Below are 16,931 nucleotides of genomic sequence, written 5' to 3'. Positions count from 1 at the left end.
CATTTTATGAAATATTTAACCATTGTAAAAAAAGTAGAGAATAGATTTGTAGCTATTAAACCAACTAACGGATGCGAAAGCTTATCATATCGGCAGTTGCCGGAGGCATTATCATATTGGCTTCTTTATATTTTGCTGGCCTTATTGCTGGCAGTAAGGACAATAAAAGGCCCCCTTCCCAAAAGGTGGTAAAGACTGTTTTTGTGGACACGGTAAAAAATACGACCATCCCCATAATGGTACCGGCCAATGGGAACCTTACCGCCAAAAAACGCGTAGAGCTTTACTCCGAAGTGCAAGGAGTATTCAGGTCAGGAAGCAAATTGTTCCGAACAGGACAGCAATACACGGCCGGACAAACGCTTATCCGAATAGATGCAAACGAGTATTACGCTACAGTGCAATCGGCCAAAAGTAATCTGTATAACCTGCTTACGTCCATAATGCCCGATTTACGGTTGGATTACCCGGAAATTTATCCAAAATGGCAGGAATACCTCAATGGGTTTGATTTGGAGAAAACCACCCCCGAGCTACCCAAGATGGATTCAGAAAAAGAAAAATTCTTCATAACCGGAAGAGAGATCATTACTACATACTATAACGTAAAGAATTTGGAACAGCGACTGTCCAAATACACCATTTCTGCTCCTTTTACTGGAGTGTTGACCGAAGCTTTGGTCACGGAGGGAACATTGGTCAGATCTGGACAAAAACTAGGAGAGTTTATTGATACGGGACTGTACGAACTGGAAGTTTCCGTTAGCAAGACCTACGGGGACTTCTTAAAAGAAGGAAAAAAGGTAGCGTTGTCCAATTTGGAAAAAACCCAAACGTATATGGGCAAAGTTGCCCGTGTGAACAGTAGAGTAGACCAAAACTCACAGACCATAATGGTTTATATTGAAGTAAGTGGCGATAATTTAAAAGAAGGCCAATATCTTGAAGCCAACCTAGAAGCAAAAGAAGAGCCAGATGCCATAGAGGTCAATCGGTCCTTGTTGTTGGAAAACAACCAGATTTTTGTGGTAAGGGACTCCATTTTAGACCTAATGGATGTAAAGCCTATCTTTTTTACGGACAAAACTGTAGTGCTGAAGAACGTTCCCGATGGGGAAGTGATAGTAGCAAAACCTATTACCGGTGCCTACGCTGGTATGTTGGTTAAAACTTTTGACGAAAGTAAATCCTAAACCCCCTAGCCGTGAGAAAACTCATCTCGTATTTTATTAAATACCACATGGCAGTAAATGTCTTTATTTTGGCATTTTTTGTTTTTGGGGTTGTGGGAATACTTTCCTTAAAATCATCCTTTTTTCCTCTTACTGAGGCCCGTAACATTACAATTGCTATAACCTACCCAGGTGCTTCGCCACAAGAAGTCGAGGAAGGTATCGTCCTAAAAATTGAGGATAACCTAAAAGGGCTTGAAGGCGTGGAAAGGGTAACCTCGACATCAAGGGAGAACAGTGGGACAATCAATGTGGAGATCGAGAAAGAGAGAAATGTAGACTTCATGTTGTTGGAGGTTAAAAATGCCGTGGATAGGGTACCGACTTTTCCAACAGGCATGGAACCTTTGATCGTTGCCAAGCAAGAACCGGTTAGGCCCACCATAAGTTTTGCCGTAAGTGGAAAGGACATTCCTTTAGCGACCTTAAAACAAATTGGCCGCCAAATAGAAAACGACCTTAGGGCCATTGATGGAATCTCACAGATACAAATAGCGGGCTATCCAGATGAAGAAATCGAGATTGCGGTCGATGAGAATAGTCTCTTGGCCTATAACCTATCCTTTACCGATGTAGCGCAAGCCGTTTCCAATGCAAACATTTTGGTAACGGGAGGTAATATTAAAACCGTTACCGAAGAATATCTGATACGCGCCAACAACCGTTCGTATTATGGAGATGAGCTTTCCAATATCGTAGTTAGAGGTGATGCAGCAGGCCGTACCATACGCTTAAAAGATGTAGCTACGATACGGGACAGGTTTTCCGAGACTCCCAATGCTTCCTATTTTGATGGTGAGTTGGCCGTTAATATAACCATCACCAGTACAAATACAGAGGATTTAATGGGCTCTGCAGAAAAAGTTAGGCAGTACATTAAAGAATTCAACGAAAAATATACCAATGTACAGTTGAATGTTATAGATGACCGCTCCACTACTTTAACACAGCGTACCCAACTTTTAACGGAGAATGCAATCGTAGGGATGATTTTGGTATTGGTGTTTTTATCCCTCTTTTTAAATACCCGATTGGCGTTTTGGGTAGCCTTTGGACTTCCCATCGCATTTTTGGGAATGTTCGTTTTTGCCCCCATGTTCAACGTTACCATTAACGTTCTATCCTTGTTCGGGATGATTATCGTTATCGGTATTTTGGTGGATGATGGAATTGTGATCGCAGAGAACATCTATCAACATTATGAAAACGGGAAATCTCCGGTACAAGCCGCTTTGGATGGCACCATGGAAGTGATACCGCCAATTATTTCGGCGATAATCACCACAATTTTGGCTTTTTCCATTTTCCTTTTCTTGGATAGCCGTATCGGTGAATTCTTTAGCGAGGTGTCCGTGATTGTAATTCTAACCCTAGCGGTGTCCTTGGTAGAAGCATTGATTATATTGCCCGCTCACTTGGCACACTCCAAAGCCCTTCGTCCTAAAAACACCAAACCCAAAACAGGTATCGCAAAGATTTTTGCAAAACTTAGGGTTATCAATAGAATGGGCGATAGGTTAATGAACTACATGAGGGATAACTGGTATAGTCCAGCCCTTCGTTTTATGATGAACTATAAATTTTTGACCTTTGCCCTGTTCTTTATGGCTTTGGCATTAACTCTGGGATCTATTGGGGGAGGAGTTATCCGTACTTCATTCTTCCCAAGAATTGCAAGTGATCAGGTATCCATAGAGCTTACCATGCCCAATGGTACCAACGAAAAGGTAACGGATTCCATTATAAGCCTTATTCAGGAAAAAGCACACATTGTAAATCAGGAACTCACAGATCAATATTTGCAAGGCATGGATAAGATGCTTTTTGTAAATATGATCAAGAACTTGGGACCAGGTTCTTCTTCTGCTGAATTAGAGATAAACCTACTGCCCGGTGAAGAACGCCCCGATGGCATTCGTTCCGATATGGTGACCACTAGGCTTCGTGAACTTGTGGGCCCCGTTATTGGCGTAGAGAGTTTAATTTATGGCTCCGGAGGTAACTTTGGTGGTAGTCCGGTTTCGGTTTCCCTTTTGGGTAATAATATTACCGAGCTCAAGGCAGCAAAAGAAGAGCTTAAACAAGCGATGGAAGAAAATGCCAACCTAAAGGATGTAACGGATAACGACCCCGCCGGAATCAAGGAAATACGTTTGGAACTTAAAGAAAATGCCTATTTGCTCGGCCTGGACCTTAGAACTGTGATGAATCAGGTTAGAGGTGGCTTCTTTGGAGCGCAGGCACAACGTTTTCAACGAGGGCAGGATGAAATTAGGGTTTGGGTCCGGTACGATAGGGAGGGCAGGTCATCCATTTCAGATTTGGACGAAATGCGGATTTTGGCACCCAGCGGAGACCGTATCCCCCTAAAAGAGATTGCAAGCTATACCATTGAAAGGGGAGATGTGGCCATCAATCACTTGGAAGGAAGAAGGGAAATACAAGTATCTTCAGATTTAACCGATCCGGAAACTACAAGCGGAACCGATGCCATGCTGTGGATACGAAATGAGGTAATGCCGGAAATTCTGGCCAAATACCCATCAATAAGCCCATCTTATGAAGGACAGAACAGAGAGGCCAATAAATTGATCGGTTCCTTAGGATTTGTAGGGCCAATTGTATTGTTTCTAATTTTTATTGTTATAGCCTTCACCTTTAGGAGCATAAGTCAACCGTTATTATTGATTTTTATGGTACCCTTTAGCTTGACCGCCGTGGCATGGGGGCATTGGTTGCACGGTTTTCCTATCAACGTCCTGTCCATGTTGGGGATTATTGCATTAATTGGAATTATGGTAAACGATGGACTGGTACTAATAGGCAAGTTCAATACTAATCTTCGTAGTGGGATGAATTTCGATGATGCCTTGTACCAAGCTGGTCGTTCCCGTTTTAGGGCCATATTCTTGACCTCGGTTACTACAATTGCAGGTCTGGCGCCATTGCTTTTGGAGAAAAGCCGTCAAGCCCAATTTTTAAAGCCAATGGCTATTTCCATTGCTTACGGAATTGGTTTTGCCACTATTTTGACTTTGCTGATGCTGCCCTTGCTTCTTTCCTTTGGAAACAATATAAAGGTTGCGGCCAAAAAGTTGTGGACCGGGGAAGAGGTTACGTCCGAAGAAGTGGAACGAGCCATTCGTGAACAGCATGAAGAGGAAGAAATGAAAGCAGCTGGTGTTGCCTTAAACGGAACCGATAGTAAAAACGTTTCTCAGAATGGAGAAGAAACCACAAAAGTTGTAGAAGAAGAGACCACATAATGAAAAGCATTTTTTATACCGTATCCCTGATTTTATTGTTTTTTGGTCCGATGGTTAACGCCCAAGATCAAATACTCACCAAACAGGAAGCCATTGATTTGATTTTGGAAAACAATTTGGATATCAAAGTGGCCCGTAATACCAAATTGATAGATGACAATAATGCCGATATCCTTAACTCTGGCTATTTGCCATCGGTAACAGGAAATGCCAGTGGAAGTATTGATAAACAAAACTCTGAAGGAGTTTTGGGCAATGGTGATACCCGTACAGCAGAAGGGGCCGAAACCAGAAGGTATAGTGCTGCGGTTAATGTAAACTATACTTTGTTCGACGGATTGGGAAGGTATTATAATTACAAAAGTTTTCAAGAACGGTCTGAACAATCAGAGCTTGAGGTCAGGCAAACCATTGAAAACACCATTTTACAGTTGTTTACAGTATATTATGAAGCAGCACGTCTTACCGAAAATACCGCAACATTGGAGCAAGCGTTGGAGATTTCCAAGGATAGATTGAAAAGGGCGCAATATCAATTCGAATATGGACAGAATACAGGATTGGATGTGTTGAATGCCGAAGTGGACATCAACACAGATAGCATTAATTTATTGAACTCCAAGCAACAGCTCAGAAATACCATGAGGGATTTGAATTTGATACTTAACCGTAATCTATCTGCCCAATTTTCTGCGGACACTACAGTGACTTTTGTTCCTGGACTTCAAATGGAAAATATGTACAATGAGGCCCAAATGAACAATGTAAGGCTTCAAATTGTAGAAAAGGACATCAATATGGGACTTAACGATATTAGGGTAGCCAAAAGCGGTTATTTGCCTACCATTGGATTGACAGGAACTTATGGTTGGAACGAGTCCAACAACAATAGTCCACTGGCTTTTGTTTTGCAAAATACCTCTACAGGGGTTACGGGAACTATAAACTTAACATGGAATTTGTTTGATGGCGGAACCACCATAACCGGGATAAAGAATGCCAAAATAGCTTATAAAAATCAAGAGATTGCGAAAAAGCAGATACGGTTGGAAGTAGAAAGGGACATTCGCAATGCTTGGGACAGCTATACCAATGCGTTGTACGTACTGGAGGTTCAGGAGAAAAACCTGCAGACCAACCAAAACAACTTTAAGCGTACCGATGAGCGCTACAAACTTGGGCAAATAACCTCAATAGAATTCAGGCAGGCCCAGTTGAACTTGTTAAATGCGGAACTGGCCAAAAGTCAGGCCAAATACAATGCAAAATTAGCGGAACTCCAAATGCTTCAAGTTAGCGGCCAGTTGCTCAATGTAGATTTTTAAGCCATGTACGAGCATTTTTTTCAATGTCCTTACTGTTGGGAGGAAATATCCTTTCTGTTGGATAGTTCCGTGCCACAGCAAACCTATGTGGAAGATTGTGAAGTGTGCTGCAACCCAATAAAAGCCACAGCAAAATTTAATAATCAGGAGCTTGTTTTTTTTGATGTTAAGGAACTTGGGCAATAAAGAGCCAAGGGTCTAACTCTCTTTGATCAATTTTAAGGCGCTACTGATATATCCTTACATAATCAATTTCAAAGGTATCTTCTGTAAAACCGCTTGGTACATCACCACCTAAATTCCCGCCTATGGCAATGTTCAGAATCAAATAATGTTCGTGATTATAAGGTTTGTCATTGGTGTTGGGCAATTCAAAAACCAAGGTGTCGTCAACATAGGTCTTAATACTTTCACTATCCCATTCCATAGCATAGATATGATATTCGGAGGATGCGTTGGGAACAGTCGTTTTGCCTCCAGTATCCATATATTCCTCGGTATTTAGGTCGCCCCAATGAAAGTGGGATATGGTACTACCTTTGTCCCAACCAGTTTGTTCCATAATGTCAATCTCTCCACAAAGAGGCCAGCCTACGCTGCCGTATTGGTCCCCGAAATAATTTCCGGTTTCGTTTACATTGGCACCCAATGTCCAAATAGCGGGCCAGGTACCTGCATCACTTGGAAGTTTGGCTCGTACTTCTGCCCGACCGTAGGTAAAGGCAAACTTGGTATTCAATCTAGCAGAAGTATATTCTTTTGTACTTCCGTTGTACGAATATTGTTCTTTGATGGCCTTTATTTTTAAGGAACCATCGCTCACAAAGGAATTTTCTTCCCTGTTCGTGTAGTGTTGTAGTTCATCATTGTGCCAGCCACCATTGTTCGGGGGGATGACCTGATGATGCCATTTTTGGTCATCAGGACTACCTTGGTTATCAAATTCATCCGAAAAAACAAGGTTAGTAAATTTATTATCCTGCTTTTTGTTTTTGAAATCTGTATTTGAACTGGTCAATCCAGTAAAAATAAATAATAAGATAAGAATTCTCAACAGCTAAAGTTTTAATGATTAACTAAAGCTAGTAAACAAAAAGGAATTTTAAAGAGTTTTGTGTTAGAGAAAGAAGAACGATAGACCCCTACTAAGGATGTACGGGTTCTTTTTTCTTCTTTTTTTGGTATAGGATTGCAATTCCGATACAGGCTCCAATGCAAGCCAAAATACTCCCCACAACACTGGCATAGTTAACCCCGAGACCAAAAACCATGGGCAGACCACCAAGATAAGCACCCGAGGCATTCCCCATGTTAAATGCACTCTGGTTCATGGAAGAGCCTAATTTTTCTGCACCCTTCGCGGCTTTTATTATTGCAATTTGAATAGGTGCTGCGATTGTAAACGTAATGACCCCAACAAAAAAGCTTAAGACAAATATGGCAATACCATTACTGGCAAAAAGAGCGTTAAGGGTCAAGATGATTGTCATAGACAGCATGCTAATGACCACTGATTTTACCGGATTGAATGTTTCCACCATCCTTGCCCCCAAAAAATTACCGAAAAACATTCCCAGCCCGGCCACGATCATCACATATCCTACGTTTGCTTCGGGCAGTTTTGTTACAGAGATTACTAAAGGGGCAATGTAGCTGTACCAAGCAAAAAAGCCGCCGGTCCCCACAGTAGTCAGAGCAATCAAAGCCCATAGTTTTTTATTTTTTAAACCTGGGGATGCACTTTTGGCATCTGGGTCATCAACTTCTTCCAAATCTTCTTTGGGCATCCAAAAATATAGACTGGATAAGGTGGCGATACCTGCAACGCCCACCAACATAAACGAATAGCTCCAATGCAATTCCTGTCCAATATAAGTACCCAAAGGAACCCCCAAAATATTGGCGATGGTCAATCCAGAAAACATAATGGCCATGGCCTGGGCAGCTTTACCCGGTTTGGCCAAGTATCCCGATACTACGGCACCTATACCAAAAAAGGCACCATGCGGCATTCCAGATAAAAACCGAAATAGCATCATGACCCAATAGTTGCCGGAAAACGCGGATAAGGTGTTGAAAACCGTAAACCACAACATTAGGAACAATAAAGTCTTTTTAGGATTTAGGTTGTTTGTGATTCGAGCCATTACAGGGGCACCGATTACCACGCCCAAGGCGTAAATGGCAATAAAATGTCCTGCTTTAGGTATGGAAATTTCCATGGATTCAGCAATGTTGGGAAGAATTCCCATGATTACGAACTCGGTAAGGCCTATGCCAAAACCTCCAATGGCAAGAGATAAAAGTGCTTTTTTATTGGTTGATCGAGAAGTGTTGTCCAAGCTTATTTTCTTAAAACGCAAAGGTAAGTCCTAAGACATGAAAGCGATGCAAGGATTTTTACTTAATTCTATTTTGAATTACCTGAGGAAGAAACAAAACAGCCTTGAGATTGGACTAATTCAAATACATTCAAAAAATGAAACAAATACTTTTGAAAAGATATTTTGGGTTCAAGGCTGTTATGAGGATTACTTTTTATATACGCTAAAAGTACGTGGATGGTTCATTTTTTACGGAAATCCTCAACTACAAGTACCATTCCCGATTTATATGAACCTTTTTAGGCTAAAAACAAAAAATGTTCTAAAATATCTATTTTCATTAACCTGAGCTTGCCTGCCTGCTGGACGGGCAGGATTTAGGTTCTTATAATGATTTGTTTACCAGAATAATGAGATTCTGAAATAAATTCAGAATGACGTATTTCAATACTTTTAAGCTGAAAACAAAAAGTCCCGATCCAATTGGATCGGGACTTTATTTGAACAATATGTAAAAATCAATTGATACAGGGAGACGGATTGGGGCCAAAAGGACCCAGTACTTCGCCATCCGGTGTTTCAATAGTGTAAACATGTTCTTCTTCAAAAGCGCCACTGGTATAGGAAATTACTAATGAGCTTGTTCCTTCTGGTACGTCCACATTGAATGTTGCTGCATCACCTCCGGTAAAAGTATAGTCCGTAGTTACGCCATCAATTTCAAAAGTAACAAAGGCACCGTCCCAACCATCGCCATAAAGGTCCTGCATATCGATCACCCAAGTCCCGGGAACCGTGGTTCCGGAAATTGGGGAACATTTAACCAGTACTATAAAATTGAAGGCCTGTAACTGCTCTGGCTGTCCGGTTACGGTGGCACTATAGTTTTCTGCAGTTGTTTCCGTACCATCAACTCCAGTGGATTTGCCTAAAAACCGGATAAAGTCACCTCCCGAAATATCATCAACGGTTATGCCCAGGGCGCTTGCGATATCGGTATAGGGAATGGAAATGTCACTTGGAAATTCCGTTATTGTTGCCAATGGTACTGTATCGGTGGAGACCCCGCCCGATTCCAAGGTTACACTTAAATCCCACGAAGCCACATTGTCGCTAGGGTCATCAACTGTGCCTGAGAAGGTGGAATTGGCCAAGTCGCCTTTCGCAACAATGGTCTCATCCAACGAAATCCTAACATAAGGAGCAGCTGAATCTTCCAGTTCAAAAACATTGATCGGATTTTTGTCGTTGTCCTCGCAGGCTGCAATTCCCAAGATCAGGAGAACAAGACCGAATATATATTTAAAATTACTTTTCATCTGTATTGTTTTTTAGTTTTAAATCAATCAACGAATCCGTCAGGGTTGGTGTCCCAGAACACAGGAGTGCTAGGGGCACTTTTCTGTGTAATGTTCGTATTGCTGTCCGCTGCGGTCTGCGAATACCACATAGATCTTAGGAACGGCCCCGGGTCGTTGGTGGTAAAAGCAGGAGTAAGGTTATCCGGTTGACCGGATCTTCTGTAGGTGTTATAAGCTTCGATTCCGTTGCACCACAATGCTATAAAGTATTGCTCTACAATAATGCGGAGCTTGTCCGTATTATCCCCGGCATCATAATTGGCCAATATTTCCGCTATATGATCGTCGATAGCCGTTGAGGTGGGTTCGTATCCCGTGCCACTTGCCAAAGATGCTCCAAAATCGACCACGGTGCTTATGGACTGTCTGATTCCTGTTTCCAAGTAGTCCCGAGCATTTCCTGTGGTGTTCAATGTCAACGCTGCTTCGGCCAACATAAAATAGGTGTAGGAGGACATTAGAATGGGTGAAATACCGGCTCCTACCAAACCTTCATTTATAGCTCCGGAACCGGATACATTTCTAAATGAGTCATCATCAAACGGTCCACCAACAGGGTATGTACCATGCAATGTTCTAAAGGCATCATCTGGTGGAATTCCATCATCATCCAAGTGGTTTCTTCCCCAATATCCGCTTAAACCATTGGTTGCGGGCACTAAGCAATAAGGTTGTGAAGAATCCCACCAAGCAGGAAGAGATATTTCCGTAACGCATTCTTTGGTAACAACATCGGCACCTGAAAAATCCGATTGTTGTCGGTAAAAGTAGTACCGTATTCTTGGGTCTGGATCACCATACTGATTGGCCATCAGATCCATATAATAGTTACAGGTATAAAAATCCGAACTTGGCCCTGCGCCATCGTAGTTGGCATCAAAATAAGGATGTCTACTATCTGGGGAGGCATTGTTGGTGCCCCATTGGAACAAGAAATCATCGGAAGGATTCAAAATCAACTGGTTTCCACTGATCAACTCGTTGATGCGAGAGGTAGAAACGGATGCTCCAAACCCATCGGCACTGGCCAAACGCGTTTGCAGGTATAGTTTCAATCGCATGGTATTGGCGACTTTTCTCCATTGACTTTCGTTACCGTCGTAAAAAAGGTCATTGGACGGTAAGGACGTCTCATCTTTATTCAGGTTGGCAATGGCATCGACTAAAAGTTGGTCTGCTGCTTGGTAAATGGAGGCTCCTGAATCCACGGTGGGGTTTAGGATGCCTTCACCGCCAGATACTGCTTCCGAATAGGGTACATCTCCGAAGAAATCCACCATGGACATCATGATATAGGCTTCCAAAATTTGCCCAATGGCAATATGGGTGTATTGGCCAGCTTCATCTGCCAAGGGGTTCATGGTTCTGATATCGATCAATGCCCTTGCGTAAACATTGTCCCAAACTCTATCAAAATCTGACGGGTCATAACTTTCACGATACGTTGGGCCAAACCCGTGTTGCATTCTTACCGGTTCCATTCCAAATTGACTGAGGCCGTTTTCGGCGCGCCCCTCTTCACCGGAATGGATTTGCGCGGTCATGAGTTGTATTTGATTCAGAAAGAAATCAACGCTTGCCTGCGAAGGGTTTAATGCATTCGGACTCTCCACAACATCCAAGGATGTGGTCTCACAGCCCAACATAACTGTCAGTGCAGCGATTACGAGACTTAGTATATTTGATATTTTTTTCATAATATATTTTTTGATTCTAGTTAGCTGCTTTTAAAATGATGCTCTTACGGTAAGACCATATCTTCTGGTAGATGGCCCGGTAAAGAAATCGATTCCTTGCCCGTTGCCCACACCGGTACTGGAAGAGTTGGTGTCGTAACGAACATCATCTGGGAAGTTTACCGCTTTGTACCATAGATTGGAACCAGAGAGTGTAAAGGATAAACTGCCAAAAGGAGTTTTATCCAACATTTTCTTAGGAATGGAATACCCTAATGAGGCTTCCTGGAGACGGATAGTGGTGCCGTCAAAAATATTTGCTTCGTTGATACCACCTGCAAAAAGGGTGTTGAACCCAAATTCCGTGGACGAAATGGCAACATTATTGGGTGTGCCATCCGCAAAAACTCCTGGCAAAATATAATTGGACTCCCTGTGGATCGGATCATCCAGATCAACCACACCGCGACCGATCAATCCTGCTGTAGTTACAGAGTAAACATCACCGCCATGGCGATACTGTAAGTTGGCCGATAGGGTGAAGTTTTTGAATGTTATTGTTGGAATCAGCGCAGTGGTCCAATCTGGATTGGGATCACCTATTTCAGTAATGTTGTTGTCCACCAAATAGCGACCATTGGGACCTACAACTTTGTTGCCATTGTCATCTTTTAGAATGGTGCTTCCGAGCAAAACACCAAAAGGTCTGCCTTCCACGGCATAGTTGGCTGCTTCGCCGGCTATGGCAAAAGTCAATAGGATGTTGTTGGTGCCTTCGGCCAAATCGGTAACAATGGTTTCGTTGGCAGTAAAGTTTCCTGCTAGATTAAATCCTATTCCTGCTTCACTTTCCCTCAATAGATTAAGGTCGTAATCTACCTCGACACCTTTGGTCTCTACTTCACCAATGTTTACAAAAGTGGAACGGAAACCTGTGGAGCTGTCCAAAGTACGGTTGGTGATAAGATCGGTAGTTGATTTTTGGTACAAGCTCACATTAAAATTGAGACTGTTGAACAATCGAGTGTCCAAACCTATTTCCAGTTCTTGAACTCTCTCTGGTGATAAATTCCTGTTCCCCAAAACATCCGAAACTGTATTTCCTGATACTACATTGCCATTGAAATCCACAAAGGTTCTCGCGCCCAAAGAGAGTACATCCCGTGTATTAAATGGGGTTGGAAAACCTGCGGAGGAACCATAGCCCACTCTGAGTTTGGCATAGTTCAGCACGTTTCCTTGCAGTGCAGGGAATGCGGTTGTTGGAATAAAGGATAAACTGGCTCCTGGATAGAACAAGGAGTTGTTTTCCCTTTCCAATGTTGAGGACCAATCGTTTCTTCCTACCACATTCAGGTAGAGCAGATCCTTATATGAGAGGGTTGCATCTAAATAAACTCCAACTAGGTTTTCTTCAAAATTTTGATTCAAATTAATTCCAGAGAAAGAGTTGACAGATGATGGGGTGGTAAAGTTGTAGTGTTCGAGCACTCCAAATACCAATTGTCCTTGACTTTCAATACCATCTTGTGCATAGGTGTCCCTACGGCTATTGGCACCCAAAGTTGCTGTAAGACCTAAATCTTCGGAAAGACTTTTTTCAGCACTTAGAATCAAATCATGGTTCCAAATGGAGTTTCTTACTGATGTTGTCCTTAAAATACCCAAGGTCGGTCCATCGACACCACCTTTGTTTTGTCCATAGGAGTTTAACTCGGTATAGGTATCCAAACCAACACGATAGGTGAGGTTCATCCAATCGTTAATGGCGTAGTTCATGGAAACATTTCCTGTAAAACGGTCGGTTTCCTGAGAGGTTTTTGAGTTGGCTACGGTCCAATATGGGTTTTGGATATCGTTTCCTGAGCGATAGTATAAACTTCTACCATCTGCTGCTTGGAACGGGATGTTGGTTAAATCGACACTCCTTGGAGTATAAAGCACATCCCCAAAAATGGCAGAACCGTTAAAGGCGGCCCCACTGCCGGTACTTACTGCATTTGGAGGTGATTTATATCCTGTCCTTGCAAAATTGAACACACCTGAAACGGTAAAGTTGTTGGATAAAGTAGCATTGCCTCCCAAACTAAAGTTGTTACGCAATAATTTGTTCCCGGGAGTAACCCCAATATCTTCTGTGCGACCATAGTTGGCATTGAAGTTTACTTTTTCCGAACCTCCGCGAACATTAACGGAAGTACTGTACACATAACCGGTCCTGAAGAATTCCTCGACACCATTGTAAGGTTTATAAGGATATTCGTCGTCCAAAAGATCCTCGTACCCTGCAATCAAAGTCGGATCTGCAATATAGTTGAATGGATGTCGGGTAAGTGCTACGCCATTGGGGCCAGTACGAATATATTGTGCTGCGGTGGCTATGCCATCATCGTCCGTACGATCAAAACGTGGTCCCCAGTTACTGAAGAAAAACCCGAAGCCTTGGTGAAACCCACTTCCGTAATTATCTTGGAATTTTGGGAGTACTGCATTCGACATAAATACCGACTGTGTAACGGAAACTTCGGTTTTTGAAGGGGTGTCGCCTGTGGCGGCACCTTTGGTGGTGATTAAAATTACACCATTTCTACCTCGGTTACCGTACAGCACGGTTGCACTTAATCCTTTTAGTACGCTTACACTTTCTATATTGTTTGGATCAAGGTCCAAAAATCGACTGGATTCGGTATTTCCATCCAAAAAGTTGGTCTGTGTGTTGGTGCCAGAATCAAAAGGGATACCGTCCACAATAAATAGCGGTTGGTTGGATTGTGTTGCTGAAGAATATCCACGAATAATAATGTTGGTACCTGAACCGGACATTCCATTATTGGATGTAATGTTGACCCCGGCGACTTTTCCGTTCAATACACGGGCAACGTCGGCTTCTGGTCTGGATTCCACTTTGTCGGATTCTACAGTGGTTACGGAGTATCCTAAGGATCGTTTCTCTCGAACAATACCTTGGGCGGTTACCACTACTTCTTCAAGTTGGGATGCATCTTCCTCCATTTGTACATTAATGGTACTCCCTGTACCAATACTTCTTTCTTGCGTTCTTTGTCCCAAATAGGAGAATACAAGAATATCCCCTTCACTGGCTTCAATAGCATAATTGCCATCAAAATCGGATTGTGTACCCCGAGCGGTTCCCTTAACAATAATGTTAACACCGGGCAAGGGCACCCCTTCTTGGTCGGTGACCGTTCCGGTGACCGTTTTTTCTTGGGCATGGGCAAATGCTATTGATAGACACATGGCCAGCAGTGCTCCAAACAGTTTCTTTACTTTCATACGAATAAAGTTTTGTTAGTAATTTGAAATGAGTTAGGGCAATTGAGAAAGGTGGACGGCACTGGGAAAATGATAGCTAATTCAAATAATACTTCTGGGAAGTGAACAAAACTCAATGGATTTTGTTTTTTTAAGAAGCAGAGCCTCTCACCGCCCTACCTTTACAATTGCATAACAAATCAACCTATAAGTGTTGTGGAGCAGGTACTTTTTAAACGGCAAGAACCTGAAAAACAAGGATGCCCATGGGGAAGTACCGTTTTTAACACATCAAAACGGATTTGATAACAATTTGATAATAAGATGTGAAAAACCTCTTGGATTTCCAAGAGGTTTTTGCGAATAACTCTGAACGATTTAATGGGTTCTGCTACGCCATCTGTATGTTGTTTTGATTGAAATCTACAGAGGCAACAGTTCTGTAATCGTTGGGGCTAAGCCCTGTTACTTTTTTAAAGGCACTGTAAAAGCTGTTCTTACTGTTGAAACCTACTTCGTACATAATGGCCTTTACACTTAAAGTGGGGTCCGATACCAGAAGATGTTTGGCTTCTTTTATTCTGTATTCGTTCAAAAAGGAATAAAAGTTTTTGGAGAAGTATGTATTGATTACTTGGGACACCTTGTATCTATTGTCTTCGATATGTTCCGAAAGCTCGTCAAGACAAATGGTGTTGTTCCTGTAAATTTTGTCCTCCTCAAAGGCCTTTTTAATTTTCCCTCGAATAGCAAGGGCTTCTTCTTCCGTAAGTCCGGACTTCTTGTACTTTTCATGACCGTTTAATGGGTCGGAGGTCAGCTCCTCCTGCCCAATGTACTTAAAAACGAGTTGCTTTAGTAGTCGTTTCATAGATTGATGATTTTTGATTGATGACCACTAGTTAACAATAAAACCTTTGTTTTTAGGTGTTCCCGATAAGACTTTACCCCTGTTTTAGGTGATTGAGGTATTCGCTGGGAGTAAGACGGGTGTCTTTTTTAAAAGCTTTGTTGAAGGATACCTTATTGTTGTAACCCACCTCGTAGGCGATGTCTATAATATTGAGTTCATTTTCTTTTTCAAGGAGTTCTTTGGCTTCTTGAATACGGTAAGAATTCACAAATTCCCTAAAGCTCATATTAAAATGTTCGTTGATCAGTTGTGAAGCATTATGCCGGGTAGTGTCGAGTTTTTCGGCCACCATGTCAAGATTGATGTCATTTTTGCGGTATAGCTTATCTTTTAGAAATAGGTCGCTCAGGTTCTTTTTGAGCTCTTGTGAAAGACTGTCTGTTAAACCGGATTTTATATATTTTGGGAATAGCCGATTGGTATAGGCGTATAAACCGCTAAATACATGGGGTTGTACATTGGCAGCATATCCAACATATAAGACCATGGTGCTCATCAAAACAATGGGAGCATGGTATAGTACTCCACTGTTTACCCCGGCAATAATATATACCCCGTAAATTACATAAACCATTACATAGCTTACATGTATAAGATAGATGTTTTTTTGCCAGGTTCTGGTTTTTTTGCTCAAGCCCATTTTGTTCTTGATCAATACTAGATGGACCAAAAAAGCATACAAACCCAACGAAATTGCTTTGAGGGCAACCATCAAGAATAATTTAGTGGAATCTCCCGGATTTAGACCCTCCTCCAACCGTTGCAACATTTGGTTCACTTTTTCTGAACCTGAAAAACCATAAACCGTAAAAATTAGATATATGGTTAAAACCAAGGTGGGCAAAAAATGCCATAGGTCGCTTTTGTTGAGGTCGGTTGATTTTGAAACTCGTTTAAAATAAAGAAAGAGCAGTGGGCCATATAAAAAGGAAGACCAAGTCGACATGAGGTAGGTGTGTGGAAACTCGAACACATAATTGGTCTGGTTTATACATATATTTAAAATGAAAAGGGAATGAATAAAAACAAAAGTGGCGATTAGAATTCTGGCCTGTTTGTCAATTTTTTTGTTGATCAATAAAACAAAGGTGACGTAAAAGCCAATTAGGGAAACAAAAAAGTAAAAAATTGACCAGCCTGTGAATTTTGGTAATACAGTTCCAGATAACTTTGCAAAATTTTCTTCGTCTCGAATGCCATCAAAATCCTCATGTAAAAGAAAGGTAGGTTGAAAATCTATTTTAAAATAATCGTAGATGTATGAAATGGATTCATCAGGCCTCCCCAATGCCGCCTGACTAAGCGCTAACTTTTTTAAGATGTGAATTTTTTGTTCCTTATCGGTTACATCAAGGTTTTTTTTATATAAGGGTACTGCTTCCTTAAACCGGTGAATATTAAAATAGTAGTCTGCCCAATCTAGGGAGTCTTTAAACGTTTCCGCTGTGGGTGTAGGGATACCAGCATAACCATTAGTAGAGGCAATGCCATAGGCTAACATAGTGTTCAGCCATAGAAACAGTAAGACAATATAGTTGGTAGATTGTCTCATTTTTGATTG

Annotated in this window: 11 protein-coding genes; 4 read left to right on the top strand and 7 right to left on the bottom strand. The window is 41.8% G+C overall.

The annotated features are described in order from the left end of the window. Window positions 1–71: 71 nt before the first annotated feature. From MURRU_RS04150 to MURRU_RS04135, 4 genes are read left to right on the top strand one after another with little or no spacing between them, the layout of a single operon-like run. Window positions 72–1,193: an efflux RND transporter periplasmic adaptor subunit gene (locus MURRU_RS04150; RefSeq protein ID WP_014032166.1), complete on the top strand. Its 1,122-nt coding sequence runs from the start codon at window positions 72–74 to the stop codon at window positions 1,191–1,193. Between the two features lie 11 nt (window positions 1,194–1,204). Beyond that, window positions 1,205–4,498: an efflux RND transporter permease subunit gene (locus MURRU_RS04145; RefSeq protein WP_014032165.1), complete on the top strand. Its 3,294-nt coding sequence runs from the start codon at window positions 1,205–1,207 to the stop codon at window positions 4,496–4,498. Further along, a complete protein-coding gene (locus MURRU_RS04140; RefSeq protein WP_014032164.1) occupies window positions 4,498–5,823 on the top strand; it encodes a TolC family protein in 1,326 nt (441 codons plus the stop codon). The genes MURRU_RS04145 and MURRU_RS04140 overlap by 1 nt, the downstream gene beginning before the upstream one ends. A 3-nt stretch (window positions 5,824–5,826) precedes the next feature. Next, window positions 5,827–6,009, top strand: coding sequence for a CPXCG motif-containing cysteine-rich protein (locus MURRU_RS04135; protein WP_014032163.1), 183 nt, complete (start codon window positions 5,827–5,829; stop codon window positions 6,007–6,009). A 40-nt stretch (window positions 6,010–6,049) separates the two neighbouring features. On the opposite strand, the gene MURRU_RS04130 is transcribed toward MURRU_RS04135, so the two are convergent. From MURRU_RS04130 to MURRU_RS04095, 7 genes are all read right to left on the bottom strand, one after another. After that, entirely contained in the window at window positions 6,050–6,877 is an 828-nt protein-coding gene (locus tag MURRU_RS04130) for a glycoside hydrolase family 16 protein (protein ID WP_014032162.1), read from the bottom strand. 91 nt (window positions 6,878–6,968) lie between these two features. Next, window positions 6,969–8,165 (bottom strand): MFS transporter, encoded by a 1,197-nt coding sequence (locus MURRU_RS04125; RefSeq protein WP_014032161.1) that lies wholly within the window; start codon window positions 8,163–8,165, stop codon window positions 6,969–6,971. Window positions 8,166–8,665: 500 nt separating this feature from the next. After that, the gene (locus MURRU_RS04115) at window positions 8,666–9,466 is read right to left on the bottom strand and encodes a hypothetical protein (protein WP_014032159.1); all 801 of its coding nucleotides are present in this window, start codon (window positions 9,464–9,466) and stop codon (window positions 8,666–8,668) included. A 23-nt stretch (window positions 9,467–9,489) separates the two neighbouring features. Next, on the bottom strand, window positions 9,490–11,205 hold the full coding sequence (locus MURRU_RS04110; RefSeq protein ID WP_014032158.1) for a SusD/RagB family nutrient-binding outer membrane lipoprotein: 1,716 nt from the start codon (window positions 11,203–11,205) through the stop codon (window positions 9,490–9,492). A 30-nt stretch (window positions 11,206–11,235) separates the two neighbouring features. Continuing rightward, window positions 11,236–14,478, bottom strand: coding sequence for a SusC/RagA family TonB-linked outer membrane protein (locus MURRU_RS04105; RefSeq protein WP_014032157.1), 3,243 nt, complete (start codon window positions 14,476–14,478; stop codon window positions 11,236–11,238). A gap of 370 nt (window positions 14,479–14,848) precedes the next feature. Next, on the bottom strand, window positions 14,849–15,328 hold the full coding sequence (locus tag MURRU_RS04100; protein ID WP_041801298.1) for a helix-turn-helix domain-containing protein: 480 nt from the start codon (window positions 15,326–15,328) through the stop codon (window positions 14,849–14,851). A gap of 73 nt (window positions 15,329–15,401) precedes the next feature. Then, window positions 15,402–16,922 carry a helix-turn-helix domain-containing protein gene (locus MURRU_RS04095; RefSeq protein WP_014032156.1) on the bottom strand — a complete coding sequence of 507 codons (1,521 nt, stop codon included), beginning with the start codon at window positions 16,920–16,922 and terminating at the stop codon, window positions 15,402–15,404. Window positions 16,923–16,931: the final 9 nt, after the last annotated feature.

Origin of the sequence: Allomuricauda ruestringensis DSM 13258 (assembly GCF_000224085.1) — a bacterium.
GTDB classification, from domain to species: Bacteria; Bacteroidota; Bacteroidia; order Flavobacteriales; family Flavobacteriaceae; genus Flagellimonas; species Flagellimonas ruestringensis.
The sequence above is the reverse complement of the archived record's forward strand: the minus strand, read 5'-3'. Positions and strand labels throughout refer to the sequence as shown.

Bases quoted from the DNA above. Each gene is read 5' to 3' on its own strand.
- MURRU_RS04150 (WP_014032166.1), top strand. From the start codon at position 72: ATGCGAAAGCTTATCATATCGGCAGTTGCCGGAGGCATTATCATATTG.
- MURRU_RS04140 (WP_014032164.1), top strand. From the start codon at position 4,498: ATGAAAAGCATTTTTTATACCGTATCCCTGATTTTATTGTTTTTTGGT.
- MURRU_RS04135 (WP_014032163.1), top strand. From the start codon at position 5,827: ATGTACGAGCATTTTTTTCAATGTCCTTACTGTTGGGAGGAAATATCC.
- MURRU_RS04115 (WP_014032159.1), bottom strand. From the start codon at position 9,466: ATGAAAAGTAATTTTAAATATATATTCGGTCTTGTTCTCCTGATCTTG.
- MURRU_RS04110 (WP_014032158.1), bottom strand. From the start codon at position 11,205: ATGAAAAAAATATCAAATATACTAAGTCTCGTAATCGCTGCACTGACA.
- MURRU_RS04105 (WP_014032157.1), bottom strand. From the start codon at position 14,478: ATGAAAGTAAAGAAACTGTTTGGAGCACTGCTGGCCATGTGTCTATCA.
- MURRU_RS04100 (WP_041801298.1), bottom strand. From the start codon at position 15,328: ATGAAACGACTACTAAAGCAACTCGTTTTTAAGTACATTGGGCAGGAG.
- MURRU_RS04095 (WP_014032156.1), bottom strand. From the start codon at position 16,922: ATGAGACAATCTACCAACTATATTGTCTTACTGTTTCTATGGCTGAAC.